Annotated in this window: 13 protein-coding genes; 3 read left to right on the forward strand and 10 right to left on the reverse strand. The window is 67.4% G+C overall.

Annotated features, from left to right (window positions below; all coding sequences use genetic code 11):
- Positions 1–64 precede the first annotated feature (64 nt).
- Positions 65–1,369 (reverse strand): MFS transporter, encoded by a 1,305-nt coding sequence (locus LDO15_RS17455; RefSeq protein WP_223980481.1) that lies wholly within the window; start codon positions 1,367–1,369, stop codon positions 65–67.
- 102 nt (positions 1,370–1,471) lie between these two features.
- Between LDO15_RS17455 and LDO15_RS17460 the strand changes: the two genes are divergently transcribed.
- The 3 genes from LDO15_RS17460 to LDO15_RS17470 all read left to right on the forward strand — a co-directional run bounded on the left by LDO15_RS17460 (position 1,472) and on the right by LDO15_RS17470 (position 4,210).
- Entirely contained in the window at positions 1,472–1,939 is a 468-nt protein-coding gene (locus tag LDO15_RS17460; RefSeq protein ID WP_223980483.1) for a Fur family transcriptional regulator, read from the forward strand.
- A 40-nt stretch (positions 1,940–1,979) separates the two neighbouring features.
- Complete coding sequence (locus tag LDO15_RS17465) at positions 1,980–3,461, forward strand: catalase (RefSeq protein ID WP_276572953.1); 1,482 nt, start codon at positions 1,980–1,982, stop codon at positions 3,459–3,461.
- Between the two features lie 113 nt (positions 3,462–3,574).
- Entirely contained in the window at positions 3,575–4,210 is a 636-nt protein-coding gene (locus tag LDO15_RS17470) for a DUF2461 domain-containing protein (RefSeq protein WP_223980487.1), read from the forward strand.
- Positions 4,211–4,218: 8 nt separating this feature from the next.
- Here the strand turns inward: LDO15_RS17470 and LDO15_RS17475 are convergent, their stop codons facing one another.
- From LDO15_RS17475 to LDO15_RS17515, 9 genes are all read right to left on the reverse strand, one after another.
- Positions 4,219–4,824, reverse strand: coding sequence for a TetR/AcrR family transcriptional regulator (locus LDO15_RS17475; protein WP_223980490.1), 606 nt, complete (start codon positions 4,822–4,824; stop codon positions 4,219–4,221).
- A gap of 209 nt (positions 4,825–5,033) precedes the next feature.
- Entirely contained in the window at positions 5,034–6,608 is a 1,575-nt protein-coding gene (locus LDO15_RS17480) for an amino acid permease (protein ID WP_223980494.1), read from the reverse strand.
- A 171-nt stretch (positions 6,609–6,779) separates the two neighbouring features.
- Positions 6,780–7,190, reverse strand: coding sequence for a DUF779 domain-containing protein (locus tag LDO15_RS17485; RefSeq protein WP_223980496.1), 411 nt, complete (start codon positions 7,188–7,190; stop codon positions 6,780–6,782).
- Positions 7,190–8,212 (reverse strand): alcohol dehydrogenase AdhP, encoded by a 1,023-nt coding sequence (gene adhP, locus LDO15_RS17490; RefSeq protein ID WP_223980498.1) that lies wholly within the window; start codon positions 8,210–8,212, stop codon positions 7,190–7,192. Before adhP ends, LDO15_RS17485 begins: the two co-directional genes overlap by 1 nt.
- A gap of 161 nt (positions 8,213–8,373) precedes the next feature.
- The gene (locus tag LDO15_RS17495) at positions 8,374–9,897 is read right to left on the reverse strand and encodes an aldehyde dehydrogenase family protein (protein WP_223980499.1); all 1,524 of its coding nucleotides are present in this window, start codon (positions 9,895–9,897) and stop codon (positions 8,374–8,376) included.
- Positions 9,898–10,041: 144 nt separating this feature from the next.
- Positions 10,042–11,424, reverse strand: a complete 1,383-nt coding sequence (locus LDO15_RS17500; RefSeq protein ID WP_223980501.1) for a GAF domain-containing protein — start codon at positions 11,422–11,424, stop codon at positions 10,042–10,044.
- Between the two features lie 111 nt (positions 11,425–11,535).
- Positions 11,536–11,823: a hypothetical protein gene (locus LDO15_RS17505; RefSeq protein ID WP_223980503.1), complete on the reverse strand. Its 288-nt coding sequence runs from the start codon at positions 11,821–11,823 to the stop codon at positions 11,536–11,538.
- Positions 11,824–11,964: 141 nt separating this feature from the next.
- Positions 11,965–13,482, reverse strand: a complete 1,518-nt coding sequence (locus LDO15_RS17510) for an amidase (protein WP_223980505.1) — start codon at positions 13,480–13,482, stop codon at positions 11,965–11,967.
- 333 nt (positions 13,483–13,815) lie between these two features.
- A complete protein-coding gene (locus LDO15_RS17515) occupies positions 13,816–15,252 on the reverse strand; it encodes an FAD-dependent oxidoreductase (RefSeq protein ID WP_223980508.1) in 1,437 nt (478 codons plus the stop codon).
- Between the last annotated feature and the right edge of the window lie 103 nt (positions 15,253–15,355).

Raw genomic sequence — 15,355 nt, forward strand, 5'->3', positions numbered from 1 at the left:
TGGTCCTCCTGGTGCCCTGTATTTCGATCCTGTACTTCGATGACCTACCAAGGAAAACGAACCGCTACGGTACCGGGTTCCGCGCGTCGTACCGCAGGAAGCCGCTGCGCACCCGACCTGCCGACGGAGGGGTTCCCGACTGCAGGCGGGCCACCGTCCAGGCCACGGCGATGCACAGCACGCCGCCGAGCAGCAGGACCCACCCCTCGTTCAAGAGTTTAGTCGCGCCGCCTGCCAACATGTCCCCGATCCGGGGTCCGCCTGCCACGACCACCACGAACACGCCCTGCAGCCGCCCGCGCAGGTGGTCCGGCGTGGAGGCCTGCAGGATGGTGGTCCGGAAGACGGCGCTGACGGAATCGGCGATGCCGGCCAGGGCGCAGCACAGGGCGGCGGGCAGCAGCCACACCGTCACGCCGCCGCTTCCGGTATGACCGGCCAGGACAACCACCAGGCCGAACGCCGCGACCGAGGCACCCCAGCCCATCACGGACCACACGACGGCGGCGCCTTGCCGGCGGACGCCGCCGAGCGGTCCGGAGAACAGGCCGGCCAGGAAAGCCCCCACGGCCATGGAGGCCAGCAGGATGCCGACCGTCGCCTCGCCGCCGCCGATCATGAGTGCGCCGATGGCAGGCAGGAGCGCCCGGGGCTGGGCAAAGATCATGGCCACGAGGTCGATCACGAACGTCATGCGGAGGTTGGGCCGGGTGCCAAGGAAGCGGAAACCTTCGGCGACGGAGCGCAGCCCGGCCGGCCTGGCGTGCTTCGCGGGCGGCATGGGCGGCAGCTTCAGGAGCGCCCAGAACGCAAACGCAAAGGTGACGACGTCGATCGTGTAGGTCCAGCCGAAACCGATCAACGCAACGAGCACGCCGGCCAGCAGCGGGCCGGCGGTCATGGTCAGGCCGAAAACCATCATGCTCAGGGCATTGGCGGCCGGCAGCAGCTCCTTGCGCACCAGGACGGGGATGATCGCGCTACGGGCCGGCTGGTTGATGGCCTGGGCGCCGCTCTGCACCGCCACGAGCGCGTAAAGCAGCCACACGTTGCCCAGCTCCAGCCACGCCTGCAGGGCCAGCGCGGCGGTGGTCAGCCAGAGGACGGTCGAGGCCAGGAGGGCGACTGTGCGGCGGTCGTGGGCATCGGCGATCGAGCCGCCCAGGAGGCCGCCGAACACCAGCGGCACAAGGGCGAAGATGCTCAGCAGGCCCACGTAGAGGCTGTCCTGGGTCAGCCGGTAGATCTCCAGGCTGACGGCCACAAGGGTCAGCTGGCTGCCCAGTGCGGAGACGGCAGACCCGAGCCACAGACGGCGGAAGGCCGGACTTTCACGCAACGGCGTGATGTCCGCCAGAAATTTCCCCACCGGGCAACTCTAGCGGCGGCCAGGAGGTGCCCTGTGACGCGGACTGACATTGTTAGCCCTGCCTTATTGTGAGGCAGTCATAATAAGTGGTTGAATGAGGCCATGACGGATTCCGCGGGCACCCACGACGCATGGGCGGCCGCCCTGCGTGCCCACGGCCGCCGGGTGACCAAACAGCGCCTCGCCGTGCTGGCCGCCGTCGAACATCACCCGCATTCGCCGGCAGAGGCGATCCTTGCCGCGGCCCGGCAGGAACTGCCGGACCTGACCGCACAGTCGGTCTATGTGGTCCTGGGCGACCTCACTGATCTGCACATGCTGCGCCGATTCGAGCCCCCGCACTCCCCCGCGCTGTACGAGACCCGGGTGGGTGACAACCACCACCACGCCGTCTGCATCAGCTGCGGGCGGGTGGAGGATGTCGAATGCGCCGTGGGCCACGCGCCCTGCCTGACCCCGCACTGGGACGCGAACGCGAAACCGATGACCATCCAGATCGCGGACGTGCTGTACCAGGGCATCTGCCAGGACTGCCAGCGCACCCAACAACTTCCCTCCGAACGAAACTAACCAACCCAACCAAAGGAGAATAATGACCGAGAACATCTCTGTGCCCGCCGTGTCCACGACGCAGTCCGGCGCTCCCGTCACGTCCGACGCGCACTCCAAGTCCGTCGGTGCCGACGGCGCGATCATCCTGACCGATCACTACCTGATCGAAAAGCTCGCGCAGTTCAACCGCGAGCGTGTCCCGGAGCGCGTTGTCCACGCCAAGGGCGGCGGCGCGTTCGGTACCTTCAAGACCTCCGAGGACGTCTCGAAGTACACCAAGGCAGCTTTCCTGCAGCCGGGTGTGGAGACGGACATGCTCATCCGTTTCTCCTCCGTTGCCGGTGAGGCGGGCTCCCCCGACACCTGGCGCGATCCCCGCGGCTTCGCCGTGAAGTTCTACACCACCGAGGGCAACTACGACCTCGTCGGCAACAACACGCCGGTGTTCTTCATCCGCGACGGCATTAAGTTCCCGGACTTCATCCACTCGCAGAAGCGCCTCCCGGGCACCCACCTGCGCGACGCCGACATGCAGTGGGACTTCTGGACCCTCTCCCCCGAGTCGGCCCACCAGGTCACGTGGCTCATGGGCGACCGCGGCCTGCCGGCCTCCTGGCGTGAAATGCAGGGCTACGGCTCGCACACCTACCAGTGGATCAACGCCGAGGGCGAGCGCTTCTGGGTCAAGTACCACTTCAAGTCCAACCAGGGCGTGAAGTCCATGACCGGCGACGAGGCCGAGGCCCTGGCCGGCGCCGACGGCGACTTCTACATCCGCGACCTGCAGGAAAACATTGCCGCCGGCAACTTCCCGTCCTGGGACCTGCACGTCCAGGTCATGCCGTACGAGGACGCCAAGACGTACCGCTTCAACCCGTTCGACCTCACCAAGGTCTGGCCGCACGCGGACTACCCGCTGATCAAGGTCGGCACCATGGAGCTGAACAAGAACCCGGAGAACTACTTCGCGCAGATCGAGCAGGCCACCTTCGCGCCGTCGAACTTCGTGCCGGGCATCGCCGCGTCCCCGGACAAGATGCTGCAGGCCCGCATCTTCTCCTACGCGGACGCACACCGCTACCGCGTCGGCACCAACCACGCCCAGATCCCGGTGAACGCCCCCAAGAACCAGGTCAACAACTACAGCCAGGACGGCGCGGGACGTTTCCACTTCAACGCCCCGTCCGTTCCGGTCTACGCACCGAACTCCGTCGGCGGCCCCGCTGCCGTGGAGCCGTCCGTTGCAGGCGGCGGCTGGGAGAACGACGGCGAGCTCACGCTCTCCGCGCACTCCCTGCACGCCGAAGACGGCGACTTCGGCCAGGCCGGCACGCTGTACCGCGAGGTGTTCAACGACGGCGAGAAGGCCCGCCTGCTCGAGACCGTCACCGGCGCCGTCAGCGGTGTCAAGAGCGCCGACATCAAGGAACGCGCCATCGCGTACTGGACCAACGTCGACGCCGAGTTCGGCGCCAAGCTGCGCGCCAACCTGGGTGCAGGCCAGGTCGAGTCCGACGCCGAGGCCGCCAACAAGGTCTAATCGTCCCGGTGCAACGCCCCGCCACGGATCTCCGCGGCGGGGCGTTTTGCCGTTATCCACATGGGCGCGCTTGGCCCTCGCCATGACGGGCCGCAGGTCCCTAGGATCAAGGAATGACCGCATTCGCAGGCATTCCGGATGACGCCTTCCGGTTCTACTCCGATCTTGAACAGAACAACAACCGGGACTGGTGGCTGGAGCACAAGCAGGTCTACGACGCCGCCGTGAGGGGGCCATTGACCCAGCTGCTGGCCGAGCTGGAGCCGCGCTTCGGCCCGGCGAAACTCTTCCGCCCCAACAGGGATGTCCGCTTCTCCCCCGACAAGTCCCCCTACAAGACAGCACAGGGCGCCTTCGCGGCGCCGGCTGAAGGGGTGGGTTTCTATGTCCAGCTCAGCGCCGACGGCCTGCTCATCGGCGGCGGCTGCCACATCTACACCCCGGCCCAGCTGGCGCGTTTCCGCGGCGCCGTGGACGATCCCGCCAGCGGGGAGGCCTTGCAGGAGATCGTGCGCAAGGTCGAGGCGTCTGGGTTCGCGGTGAATGGCGAAAGCCTGAAGACCGTGCCGCGGGGCTTCGACAAGGATCATCCGCGGGCAGACCTGCTCAAGCACAAATCCCTCACCGCCGGGGTCAACGTCGGCCAGCCCGGCTGGCTCGCCGGACCCGGGGCGGTCGAGGAAGTCGCACGGCGCTGGGAGGAGCTGCGTCCCCTCGTGGAGTGGGTCGGGCGCTACGCGGCTCCCTGACATTCAGCTCAGATGTGCTGGCCGTCGGTGGCGAGGCGCCTGTCGAGGTTGTTGAAGAAGACCAGCATCATCAGTTCGAAGGCCTTGGTGGCGTCCTCGGGCTGGTTGTTGACGACGAAGTCGAACTGCAGCCCGTAGAACGCGGCGGTGAACAGCCGGGCGTCGGTGTCGGCGAACTCCGGCAGGATCCCCTGGATGATGAGCCAGTCCCGGGACTTCTCGTGCAGCATCCGGAAGTGCTCCTGGGCGGTGCCGCGCGGTGCCGCCGCGACCACGTCCTGCGCCGTGGCCTCAAATTCCAGCCGGGCCAGGTGCCGGTTGCGCTGCGCCATGGTCCACTGCCAGGACTCCAGGAGGAAGGCCCGCCACGCCTCCCGGTCAATGTCCCTGACGTCGGTGGCGCGGATGCTGTCCAGCCGGGACTCGATGCCGCGGATGATCTCGTTGATCAGCTGCTCGCGGTGGCCGAAGTGGTACACCAGAACGTAGCTGCTGACGCCCAGCCCGTCGGCGAGGCCCCGAAACGTCAGCTCCGCCAGGGTCTTGTCCATCAGGTAGTCGAGAATCGCCGACAACAGCTCTGATTTGCGTTCCGGTCTTGCTGGGCGGGCCATGTCTCCATCTTAGGGAGCCCAGCCAGCCCGCGTGACCGCCGGCCCCTTACTCTGATCCGCTATGACCCTGATCCGCTATGACCCTGATCGTCCGGCCTAAGACAACGCGGGGTCACGTACGGCCCGTCGCCGGGGGCGTAATGGGCTGTAAGTGACCCCGCGTTGGAGGTAGGCGCGGGTCGTTGGCGTGAGGCGGGGGTGCTGGGGTCCTAGTCTTGCGCGGGGGCGGAGCGGGCCGCGGCAGCCGCAACCGGTTCCCCGCTGATCACGGTGTTCTCCTCGGCGGGTCCGTTTACCGAGGCGCGGGCGGCCGCGAACTTTTCGTTCAGGCGGGAGTGGCGCTGGCCGTAGGCAAAGTAGATCGCGAGACCGATGACAAGCCAGATGGCGAAGAAGATCCAGGTTTCCACGGCCAGATTCGTCATGAGGTAAAGGCACAGCACTGCCGAAACAATGGGGAGGACCTTGCCGAACGGGACGCGGAAGGCCGGCTTCAGGTCGGGGCGCTTCTTGCGCAGCACCAGGATGCCGAGGCTCACCATGACGAAGGCGGACAGGGTCCCGATGTTGATCATTTCCTCCAGCAGGTCCACGTTGGTCAGCCCGGCGACGAGGGCCACTGCGGCGCCGCAGATGATCTGGAGGCGGACCGGCGTCGCACGGATGGTGCTGGTCTTGGACAGGGACCGCGGCAGCAGGCCGTCGCGGCTCATGGCAAGGACCACGCGGGACAGGCCCATGAGGAGCACCATGATGACGGTGGTGAGGCCCACGAGGGAGCCGAAGGCGATGATCTTGGCCGCGTCGGTGTTGCCCACGGCTTCGAACGCGGTGGTGAGCGTCGGGTTCTTGGCCTCGGCCAGCTGCGTGTAGGACACCATGCCGGTCAGGGCCAGGGATACCAGGATGTAGAGCACGGTGACGATTGCGAGGCCGCCGAAGATGCCGCGGGGCAGCGTCCTCTGCGGGTTCTTGACCTCTTCGGCCGAGGTCGCAACGACGTCGAAGCCGATGAAGGCGAAGAAGACCAGGGCGGCGCCGGCGAAGATGCCGAGGGTGCCGTACTGGGCCGGGGCCGCACCGGTCAGGAAGCCGAAGAAGGACTGCTTGAGGACGTCCGCGGTTCCGGTGCCTCCGGTGGGCTCGGACGCCGGGACGAACGGGGCGTAGTTTTCGAACTTCACATAGGTGAAGCCGACCACGATCACGAAGAGCACCACGGCGATCTTGATGAGCGTGAAGATGTTGCCGACGCGGGCGGAGAGCTTGGTCCCGAGGACCAGCAGCACGGTGAAGACGGCGACAATCAGGAACGCGCCCCAGTAGAGGTCAATGCCGCCCAGGGAGATCGACGGCGGAATGTCCACGCCCATGAGCGCAAAGACCTTGCTGAGGTAGATGCCCCAGTACTTGGCGATCACGGCGCCGGCCGTGAAGAGTTCGAGGATCAGGTTCCAGCCGATGATCCACGCGAGGACCTCCCCCATGGTCGCGTACGTGAAAACGTAGGCGGAACCTGCCACCGGGATGGCCGTGGCAAATTCGGCGTAGCACATGATGGCGAGCGCGCACGTGACGGCGGCGATCGCGAAGGAGATCGTCACGGCCGGACCGGCGAAATTCGCCGCGGCCTTCGCGCCGACCGAGAAGATCCCGGCGCCGACTGCAACGGCGACGCCCATGATCATGAGGTCCCACGTGCTGAGCGAGCGCTTCAACTTGCGTCCGGGTTCATCGGCGTCGGACATGGACTGCTCGATGGATTTGGTCCGGAAAAGGTTCATAGGAAAGTCCGCAATCTCGATAGCTAGTTGGAAACAGACCTATCTATCGTAGTGTCCATCCACTGGACGGCCAGATTTGTCTCGCATCGTGAGACGGAAATGTGGGCCGTGCCGGTGTTGCCGGCACGGCCCACATGTATCCCCGTTAGGTCACCGCTCCCCTGGTCCGGCTCAAACGGGCCAGTTTTCCATGAGGGTCGAGCGGATCAGGAACCGCTTGCCTTCCGGCGCTTCCACCGAGAAACCGCTGCCCCGGCCGGGAACGACGTCGACCGTCAGGTGGGTGTGGCTCCAGTAGTTGAACTGCTCCCGGGACATCCAGAATTCCAGCGGCTGCGGCTGCAGCCCGTCGGAGATGTCGAACAGGCCCAACAGGACATCCGAGTCGCCGGTCAGGAACTCCCCCGCCGGGTAGCACATCGGCGAAGACCCGTCACAGCAGCCGCCCGACTGGTGAAACATCAGGGGGCCGTGCTGTGTCCACAGCTTGCGGAGCAGGTCGGCGGCCTCGGGGGTGAGCGCCACCCGGGAGAAGTCTTCGCCGTCGAGGGTGACGGCGGCGTCGAGCCTGGTGTGTGGCATCAGAAGGTCAGCACCACTCTGCCGTCGATCTTGGCGTGCTTCATCTCGTCAAGAACGGCATTGACCTCGGAGAGTTCCCGGGTGGAAACCGTGGGGTGGATCTTGCCTTGGGCGTAGAAGTCCAGGGCTTCCTCCAGGTCCTGCCGGGTGCCAACAATCGAGCCCCGGACGGTCAGCCCCTTGAGCACAATCTCGAAAATCGGCGCCGGAAAATCGCCCGGCGGCAGCCCGTTGAACACGATCGTTCCGCCGCGCCGCGCCATCCCGATGGCCTGGCCGAACGCTGACGGGTGCACTGCCGTGACCAGGACTCCATGGCATCCTCCGGTTTCGCGCTGGATGACTTCGGCGGGATCCTCGTGCAAGGCATTGACCGTCAGCTCCGCGCCGTGCTTCTTGGCCAGGGCAAGCTTGTCGTCGGCGATGTCCACCGCCGCGACCCGCAGCCCCATCGCCACGGCGTACTGGACTGCGATATGGCCGAGTCCGCCGATTCCGGAGATGGTGACCCACTGGCCCGGCTTGGCCTCGGTCATCTTCAGGCCCTTATAGACGGTGACGCCGGCGCAGAGAATGGGCGCGACTTCCACCGGGTCTGAGCCGGCGGGGATGCGGGCAGCAAAGCGGCTGTCCACGAGCATGTACTCGCCGAAGGAACCGTCCACACTGTAGCCGGCGTTTTTCTGGGCTTCACAGAGGGTTTCCCATCCGGTCCGGCAGAACTGGCAGTCGCCGCACGCGGACCAGAGCCAGGCGTTGCCCACCAGGTCGCCGACCGCCAGGTCTGTGACGCCCTCGCCGAGGGCAACCACTTCACCCACTCCTTCGTGTCCGGGCACGAACGGCGGCGACGGCTTGACCGGCCAGTCGCCTTCCGCCGCGTGGAGATCGGTGTGGCAGACGCCTGTGGTGATGACCTTGACCAGCGCCTCGCCGCGGCCTGGGGCGGGAATGGGCAGGTCTTGGATCTGGAGGTCCTTGCCGAATTCAGTTACTACAGCTGCTTGCATTCTCGTCGTCATTGGCGAAATCCTTGCGTTGTTTTTGGGCGTGGTGGTTGGACGTAGTGAGGGTTTGGTGTGCTCCGTGGGGTGGCTGGAGGTGCTGCATGGCTGGGGTGTGGCCAGTCGTGGTGCGGGCGGGGCGGATCACTGCCGATCCGCCCCGCCCGGGTCAATGCGGCCTAGAAGAAGCCGAGCTTGTTCTCGTTGTAGCTGACCAGGAGGTTCTTGGTCTGCTGGTAGTGGTCGAGCATCATCGAGTGGTTCTCACGTCCGATGCCGGAGGACTTGTACCCGCCGAACGCGGCCCCTGCCGGGTAGGCGTGGTAGTTGTTGACCCACACGCGGCCGGCCTGGATCTCGCGGCCGGCGCGGTAGGCGACGTTGCCGTTGCGGGACCAGACGCCGGCGCCCAGGCCGTAGAGGGTGTCGTTGGCGATCCCCATGGCGTCGTTGTAGTCGCTGAAGCGCGTCACGGACACCACGGGGCCGAAGATCTCCTCCTGGAAGATCCGCATCTTGTTGTGGCCCTCGAAGATGGTGGGCTGGACGTAGTAGCCGCCGGCCAGGTCCCCGGAGAGCTCGGCCCGGGCGCCGCCGGTGAGGGCCTTGGCGCCTTCCTGCTTTCCGATGTCGATGTAGGACAGGATCTTTTCGAGCTGGTCGTTGGAGGCCTGGGCGCCGAGCTGCGTCTCGGTATCCAGCGGGTTGCCCTGGATGATCTTCTGCGTGCGGGCCAGCGCGTCGGCCATGAAGGAGTCGTAGATGCCTTCCTGGACCAGGGCGCGGGACGGGCAGGTGCAGACCTCGCCCTGGTTGAAGGCGAAGAGCGTGAAGCCTTCGAGGGCCTTGTCGTAGAAGGCGTCGTTGGTCTCGGCGACGTCGTTGAAGAAGATGTTGGGGCTCTTGCCGCCGAGTTCCAGGGTGACCGGGATCAGGTTCTGGGAGGCGTACTGGCTGATCAGCCGGCCCGTGGTGGTCTCGCCGGTGAAGGCGATCTTGCGGATCCGCGGGCTGGAGGCCAGCGGCTTGCCGGCCTCGACGCCGAAGCCGTTGACCACGTTGATGACGCCGGCCGGCAGGAGGTCGCTGATCAGTTCCATCAGCACCAGGATCGAGGACGGCGTCTGCTCGGCGGGCTTGAGCACGACGGCGTTGCCGGCGGCGAGGGCCGGGGCGAGCTTCCAGACGGCCATGAGGATCGGGAAGTTCCAGGGAATGATCTGGCCGACGACGCCGAGGGGCTCGTGGTAGTGGTAGGCGGTGGTGTCGTCGTCGAGCTGGGACAGCCGGCCCTCCTGAGCGCGGACGGCGGAGGCGAAGTAGCGGAAGTGGTCGGCGGCGAGCGGAATGTCGGCATTGAGCGTTTCGCGGATCGGCTTGCCGTTGTCCCAGGATTCGGCGACGGCGAGCATCTCGGTGTTCGCGTCGATCCGGTCGGCAATCTTGTTCAGGATCGCGGCGCGCTCGGCCACGGAGGTCTTGCCCCAGGACGGTGCGATCTTGTGCGCGGCGTCCAGCGCCAGCTCAATGTCCTCGGCGGTGCCGCGGGCCACCTCGCAGAAGGCCTTGCCGGTCACCGGGGTGATGTTCTCGAAGTACTGGCCCTTGACCGGGGCAACCCACTCGCCGCCGATCCAGTTTTCGTAGCGGTCCTTGAAGGTGACCTTCGAGCCCTCGGTACCGGGCTGGGCGTAAACAGTCATTGCTAGCTCCTTTGCTGTGCAAGATGGGGGCAGCAAGGCGCTTCCGGCCCCCGTTGCACTCAGCCTAGGGGCGCAAAGGTTGCAGTCAGGTTGCAACCGTGTGAGCCGGGTCACCATGCGGATGTCCCGGCGCGTTGCAACGGCTCAGGCGCTCAGTTCCCTGTCCAGCCGTTCCAGATCGGCGACGACGGCGGCCCGCCTGGGCGAGCGGGGCGCCAGCAGCTTCAGCGCCGCGGTGCGGACGTCGACGTCGTCCTTTGCCTCGGGCAGCTCCGCGTACTTCAGCAGCGATTCGGCGCTGCCGTCGGTCAGCAGGGCCTCGCGCATCAGGGCGGAGACCCTGGCCCGCAGCTCGACGATGCCGGGCGCCTCGGAGCGCGGCAGCACGGCGCCGCGGTAGATTTCCAGCGCTATCCGGTGTGCGCCGCGCTGCAGGCATTTGAGCACCTGTCCGGAGTCCGGAACCAGGTCCAGCGGCAGGCGGTACGGGCGGGACTCCGGAACGGCACCGGGATTGAGCTGCTGAAGGACCTTGCGCAGGCGGACCATCTCCGCGCGCAGCGTCATGGTGGATGCCTCCCCGGGGTACAGGAGGGCGCAGAGCTCCTCGGCATTCAGCCCTTCCGGGTGGGTGCTGAGCAGGGCCAGGATCTCGCTGTGCCGGGCGGACAGGGCCACGGTGCGGCCGTCGATGCTGAGCAGGGCCTGGTCGCGGCCGAGGAGCTGGAGGCTGTTGCGGTACAGGCTGTTGGCGGCCGGTGCCCCGGCCGTTCCGGCTGAGGCCGAGCTCCGGCGCCGGGACGGCGGGGACTGGCGGGCGGCGGCCAGTTGCAGCCGCTCCACCCGCAGATGCGCCTGGGCCGCGGCAACGGTCGCTTCAACGAGCGACAGCGTGTGCGGGGCGACGGCCGACTCGGTGCCGGTGATGTCCACGACCCCCAGCAGGGCGCCGGAGTCCGGATCGTGGAATGGCACGGCCGTGCAGCTCCACGGATGCACCGAGCGCTTGTAATGTTCCGCACCGGAGATCTGGATGCCCCGGCCGAGGGCCAGCGCGGTGCCCGGGGCGCTGGTGCCCACAGTCGCCTCGGACCAGTCGGCGCCCGGGACGAACATCATGCCTTCGGCCCGGCGCTGCAGGACGGCGTCGCCCTCCACCCAGAGCAGCCTGCCGACCTCGTCACCCACGGCCACGAGCATCCCGCTGTCATGGCTCGGCAGGACTAGGAGCTTGTGGATCACGGGCATAATGGCGGCCAGCGGATGCTGGCGGCGATACTCTTCGAGCTCGTCGCGGTCCAGGGCAAGCGGCGCCTCGGGATTGTCCGGGTTGGCGTGCAGTTCCGCCGACCGACGCCACGACTCCCGGATCAGGCTGCTGAGTCCGGGCAATTGCAGGTTCTCGGGGAAAACGAGCCCCCGCGAGTCCAGTTCCTCGTGACCGGCGCTGGCATGCTGCTGGCGCAGCGCTGCGGTGACCCCGCCGGCCGGCGGTAGCAGTGCTGCCGGATGGACCAGATTCCTCATTGAACTCCCACCGGACGGGCTCGACGGCGTGCCGGAGGCCGCCTCGTCCGGCCCAGTCTAGTTCCGTCCGGGGCGTTTGGAAACGCGCCGGCCCGTACAGCCTCGGCCGCCTCAGGCGGTGACTCCCGGCGGCACGACGTAGCTCTTGATCTCGCCCAGATGCCGGATCTCGGGGCGGGGCAGGCCGGCCGCCGCAAGCAGGCCCTGGAATTCCCGGCCGCCGCTGAACCGGTCAAAGACCTCCCGGCTCGGGCACGTGTCCAGGACGGCGATGCCGTCCTCGGTCTGCACGCACAGATGCAGTTCCAGCTGGCCCGCGGGCAAGAGGGCCAGCATGCGGTCGTGGCCGGCGAGAAGCTCTGCCGGGTCCCCGCGGAAGCTGTACATTCCCAGATACATCGTCTGTCTCCTTCACGTGGATTGCGGTGTTTGGTTGCTGCGGAGCGGGCTCACGGCGCCGGCTCACGGCTGGTCTTTAGGGCACAGATTCACGGCACGGGTTCGTGTCGCGGGCTCATGTCTGGGGTTCATGTCACGGGTTCATGTCACGGCGAGCGCAGGACGCCGTCCGGCCCAGGGCCTGGCCTGCTCCAGCTGGGCAGCGAGCCGGAAGAGGGTCCCTTCGGCGCCGAACCCGGCGAGGAAGGACATCCCGACGGGAAGACCGGCGGAATCGGTGCCCAGTGGCACGGACATGACCGGGTTGCCCGTGATGTTGGCGTACTCGCCGTCGAACATGAGGAAGCGCCCGGCCTCCCGCTCCCCGCGGAGGGGGTCCTCCGGCGTCGCGGTCAGCGTGCCTAGCGGCAGCGGCGGCCATCCGACGGTCGGCGTCAGCCAGAGATCGTACGTCTGGAAGAAGCCGGCGACCCGGCGGCTGAACCGTTGCAGCTCCTCGATGCCCTGCAGGTAGTCTCCGGCGCTGATCTTCCGCCCGCGCCCGAACAGGACCTCGGTGTACGGCTCCAGCTCGCCCGGCTCCGGCCCACGGCCCAGCCGCCGCGTCCAGTACCCCTCGATCCAGGCGGCCGCGGCGGCGTACACGGCCCGGATGGCTCGGTGTCCTGCCCGGTCCAGCGGCTCCGGGCGGCCCTCTTCGACGTCGTGGCCCAGGCTGCCCAGCAGCTCCACGGCGGCGTCGAAGGCCTGCAGGTAATCGGGATGGACCGTCTGGCCGCTATTGGGGGTGGCCGTGGCCGCGATCCGCAGCCGTCCCGGTGGCGTCCCGGTTTCGGCCACGTACGGCCGCAGCCGCGGCGGAGCCCAGTACGGGTCCCCGGAGGCCGGACCGGCGACGGCGTCCAGCAGCGCCGCGGCGTCGCGGACCGTGCGGGTCAGGGCAAATTCGGCTGCGAGGCCGCCGACGACGTCGCCGTATTCCGGGCCCAGCGGCACCCTCCCCCGGGTCGGCTTGAGGCCGAACAGTCCGCACCACGCGGCCGGATAGCGCAGCGATCCGCCGAGATCATTGCCGTGGGCCATGGGGACGATCCCGGCTGCCACGGCGGCCGCCGACCCGCCGCTCGACCCGCTCGTGGACAGGGACAGGTCCCACGGGTTGCGCGTGGCCCCGTGCAGCAGCGGTTCGCAGTGCGGGCTCAGGCCGAACTCACAGGTGTTGGTCTTGCCGATCATGGCCAGCCCGGCCCGGCGGAAGCGCCGTGCGAGTTCCTGGTCGTGGCGCGAGACGTTCCCGGTCAGCCAGCGCGAGCCTTCGGAGAACGGCGTCCCGGCGATCTCCAGGGCGAGGTCCTTGACGAGGAACGGCACGCCGGGAAATGGACGCCCGCCGGGTTCGGTTTCTTTCCCGGGGACGCCCGCCGGGGAACGGGCGCCCTGGGAGCCGCCTTCCGAGGAGCCACTTTCCCCGGAGGAACCGTTCTCGGAGCCATTTTCCCCGGAGGAACCGTCCAGCTCGGCGATCACGGCATTCACAGCGGGGTTGAGTTCCCTGATGCGGTCCCGCGCCTCAGCAAGGAGTTCGGCGGCGCTGACCTGGCCGGAGCGGACCAGATCGGCCTGCCCGGTGGCATCCATCCAGCGGAGTTGTTCGTCCACGGCTACCTCCCCGGAGGGGAATCACTGACGGGAACTGAAGAGCGGGAATCACTGACGGGAACTACTAGGCGAAGTGGAGAGCGGGGAACACTGACGGGAGGTACAGCACAGGAATCCCGGGGCGGGAGGCAGAGCACGGGATTCAAGCGCGCTGGAGCCCGCCGCGACAGTCCTTGTGCGTGAAAATTCTACGTCCGGGCGGCGCACCAGGACAGGGCACGCATACACCTCCCCGACGCGCAAATGCCCTGCCGCGACCGGAATACCCTGCGCGTCAGGCTTTTTGCGCAGCGCAGAAAAAGCAGCGCGGAAAAATCTGTGCAGCGCGCACGCCTAGCCGCGGGAAATCTCGATCATGTCCTCGCGCGGCACAACCTTGATGCGCTCCCGCTCGATCCCGTTGGCGGACTCGGCCGCGGACCACTCGGCGCCGAGGGCGAGCTCGTGGGCATCAAGCTTGATCCACCCTTCCCAGGTGGTGTACTGGATGCCCCGCTCCTGAAGCAGGTCGATGATGGCCTGCGGGTCCGGGTTCTGCGCCGGCGGCAGGGTCAGCCGGTCCTCCAGCAGAAAGCCGATGGTCTCCAGCGCGTCGCCCTTGGTGTGGCCGATCAGCCCGACGGGCCCGCGCTTGATCCAGCCCGTGGCGTAGATGCCCGGGACCGGGTTCCCCTCGGCGTCGAGGACCCGGCCGCCTTCGTTGGGGACAACGCCGCGGCGGGCGTCGTATTCCAGCTCGTCCAGCGGCGAGCCGTGGTAGCCGATCGCCCGGTAGACGGCCTGGACCGGGTAGTCGAGGAACTCCCCGGTGCCCTTGACGTTTCCGGTGCCGTCCAGCTGCATGCGTTCGAACTTGATGCCAGCGACCTTGCCGGGATTGGCGGCGTCGTCGTAAATCTCGACGGGACTGTGCAGGAAGTGCAGGTGCAGACGGCGCGAGGACGGCTCCTCGGCCTCGGCGTGCTCCTCGACGAGCCAGTTCGTCAGGGTGTTGACCATGGTCCGGATCTGGTTGTTGCTCCGGATGGCCTCGTCCGAGGCCTCGTCGAACTCGAAGTCTTCGGGGTACAGGACGATGTCCACGTCCTTTGCGTGGCTGAGTTCGCGCAGCTCCAGCGGCGTGAACTTCACTTGGGCCGGGCCGCGGCGGCCGAACACGTGGACGTCGGTGACGGGCGAGTCCTTCAGTGCCCGGTAGACGTTGTCCGGGATTTCGGTGACCAGGAGTTCATCGGCGTGCTTGACCAGCATGCGGGCGACGTCGAGGGCCACGTTGCCGTTGCCGATCACCGCGATCTCCTTGGCCTCCAGGGGCCAGTCCCGCGGCACGTCCGGGTGGCCGTCGTACCAGGAGACGAAGTCCGCCCCGCCGAAGGAACCCTCGAGGCCGATCCCGGGAATGTCCAGGTCCGCGTCCTTGATGGCTCCGGTGGAGAAGATGACGGCGTCGTAGAAGGCCCGGAAGTCGTGCAGCGTCAGGTCCCGGCCATAGGTGACGTTGCCCAGGAACCGGATGTCGCCGCGGTCCAGGACCTTGTGCAGGGCGTTGACGATGCCCTTGATCCGCGGATGGTCGGGGGCCACACCGTAGCGGATCAGGCCGTAGGGGGCCGGGTATGCCTCGAAGAGATCGATGCTGACCTCGAAGTCGCCGTCTTTGACCTCATTGGACTTCGTCAGGATGTCCGCGGCGTAGACGCCGGCCGGACCGGCGCCGACAATCGCGACACGGAGGGGACGAGTGGATGTGGATTCGGCCGAGTTGGACACCGGGAGCCCTTCTGAGTCTTCGGGACAGCGCCAGCAATGCAGCGCACAGGCCCCTATTCTAAATGTCGCCGGCACGCTCGCGGTCCGGTGGGTAGGAATAGGC

The organism is Arthrobacter sp. NicSoilB8 (genome assembly GCF_019977355.1).
In the GTDB taxonomy this organism is placed as follows: domain Bacteria; phylum Actinomycetota; class Actinomycetes; order Actinomycetales; family Micrococcaceae; genus Arthrobacter.

Excerpts from the sequence above, each read along its gene's own strand:
- LDO15_RS17460 (WP_223980483.1), top strand. The coding sequence starts at position 1,472 with ATGACGGATTCCGCGGGCACCCACGACGCATGGGCGGCCGCCCTGCGT.
- LDO15_RS17470 (WP_223980487.1), top strand. The coding sequence starts at position 3,575 with ATGACCGCATTCGCAGGCATTCCGGATGACGCCTTCCGGTTCTACTCC.
- LDO15_RS17475 (WP_223980490.1), bottom strand. The coding sequence starts at position 4,824 with ATGGCCCGCCCAGCAAGACCGGAACGCAAATCAGAGCTGTTGTCGGCG.
- LDO15_RS17480 (WP_223980494.1), bottom strand. The coding sequence starts at position 6,608 with ATGAACCTTTTCCGGACCAAATCCATCGAGCAGTCCATGTCCGACGCC.
- LDO15_RS17485 (WP_223980496.1), bottom strand. The coding sequence starts at position 7,190 with ATGCCACACACCAGGCTCGACGCCGCCGTCACCCTCGACGGCGAAGAC.
- adhP (WP_223980498.1), bottom strand. The coding sequence starts at position 8,212 with ATGACGACGAGAATGCAAGCAGCTGTAGTAACTGAATTCGGCAAGGAC.
- LDO15_RS17495 (WP_223980499.1), bottom strand. The coding sequence starts at position 9,897 with ATGACTGTTTACGCCCAGCCCGGTACCGAGGGCTCGAAGGTCACCTTC.
- LDO15_RS17500 (WP_223980501.1), bottom strand. The coding sequence starts at position 11,424 with ATGAGGAATCTGGTCCATCCGGCAGCACTGCTACCGCCGGCCGGCGGG.
- LDO15_RS17505 (WP_223980503.1), bottom strand. The coding sequence starts at position 11,823 with ATGTATCTGGGAATGTACAGCTTCCGCGGGGACCCGGCAGAGCTTCTC.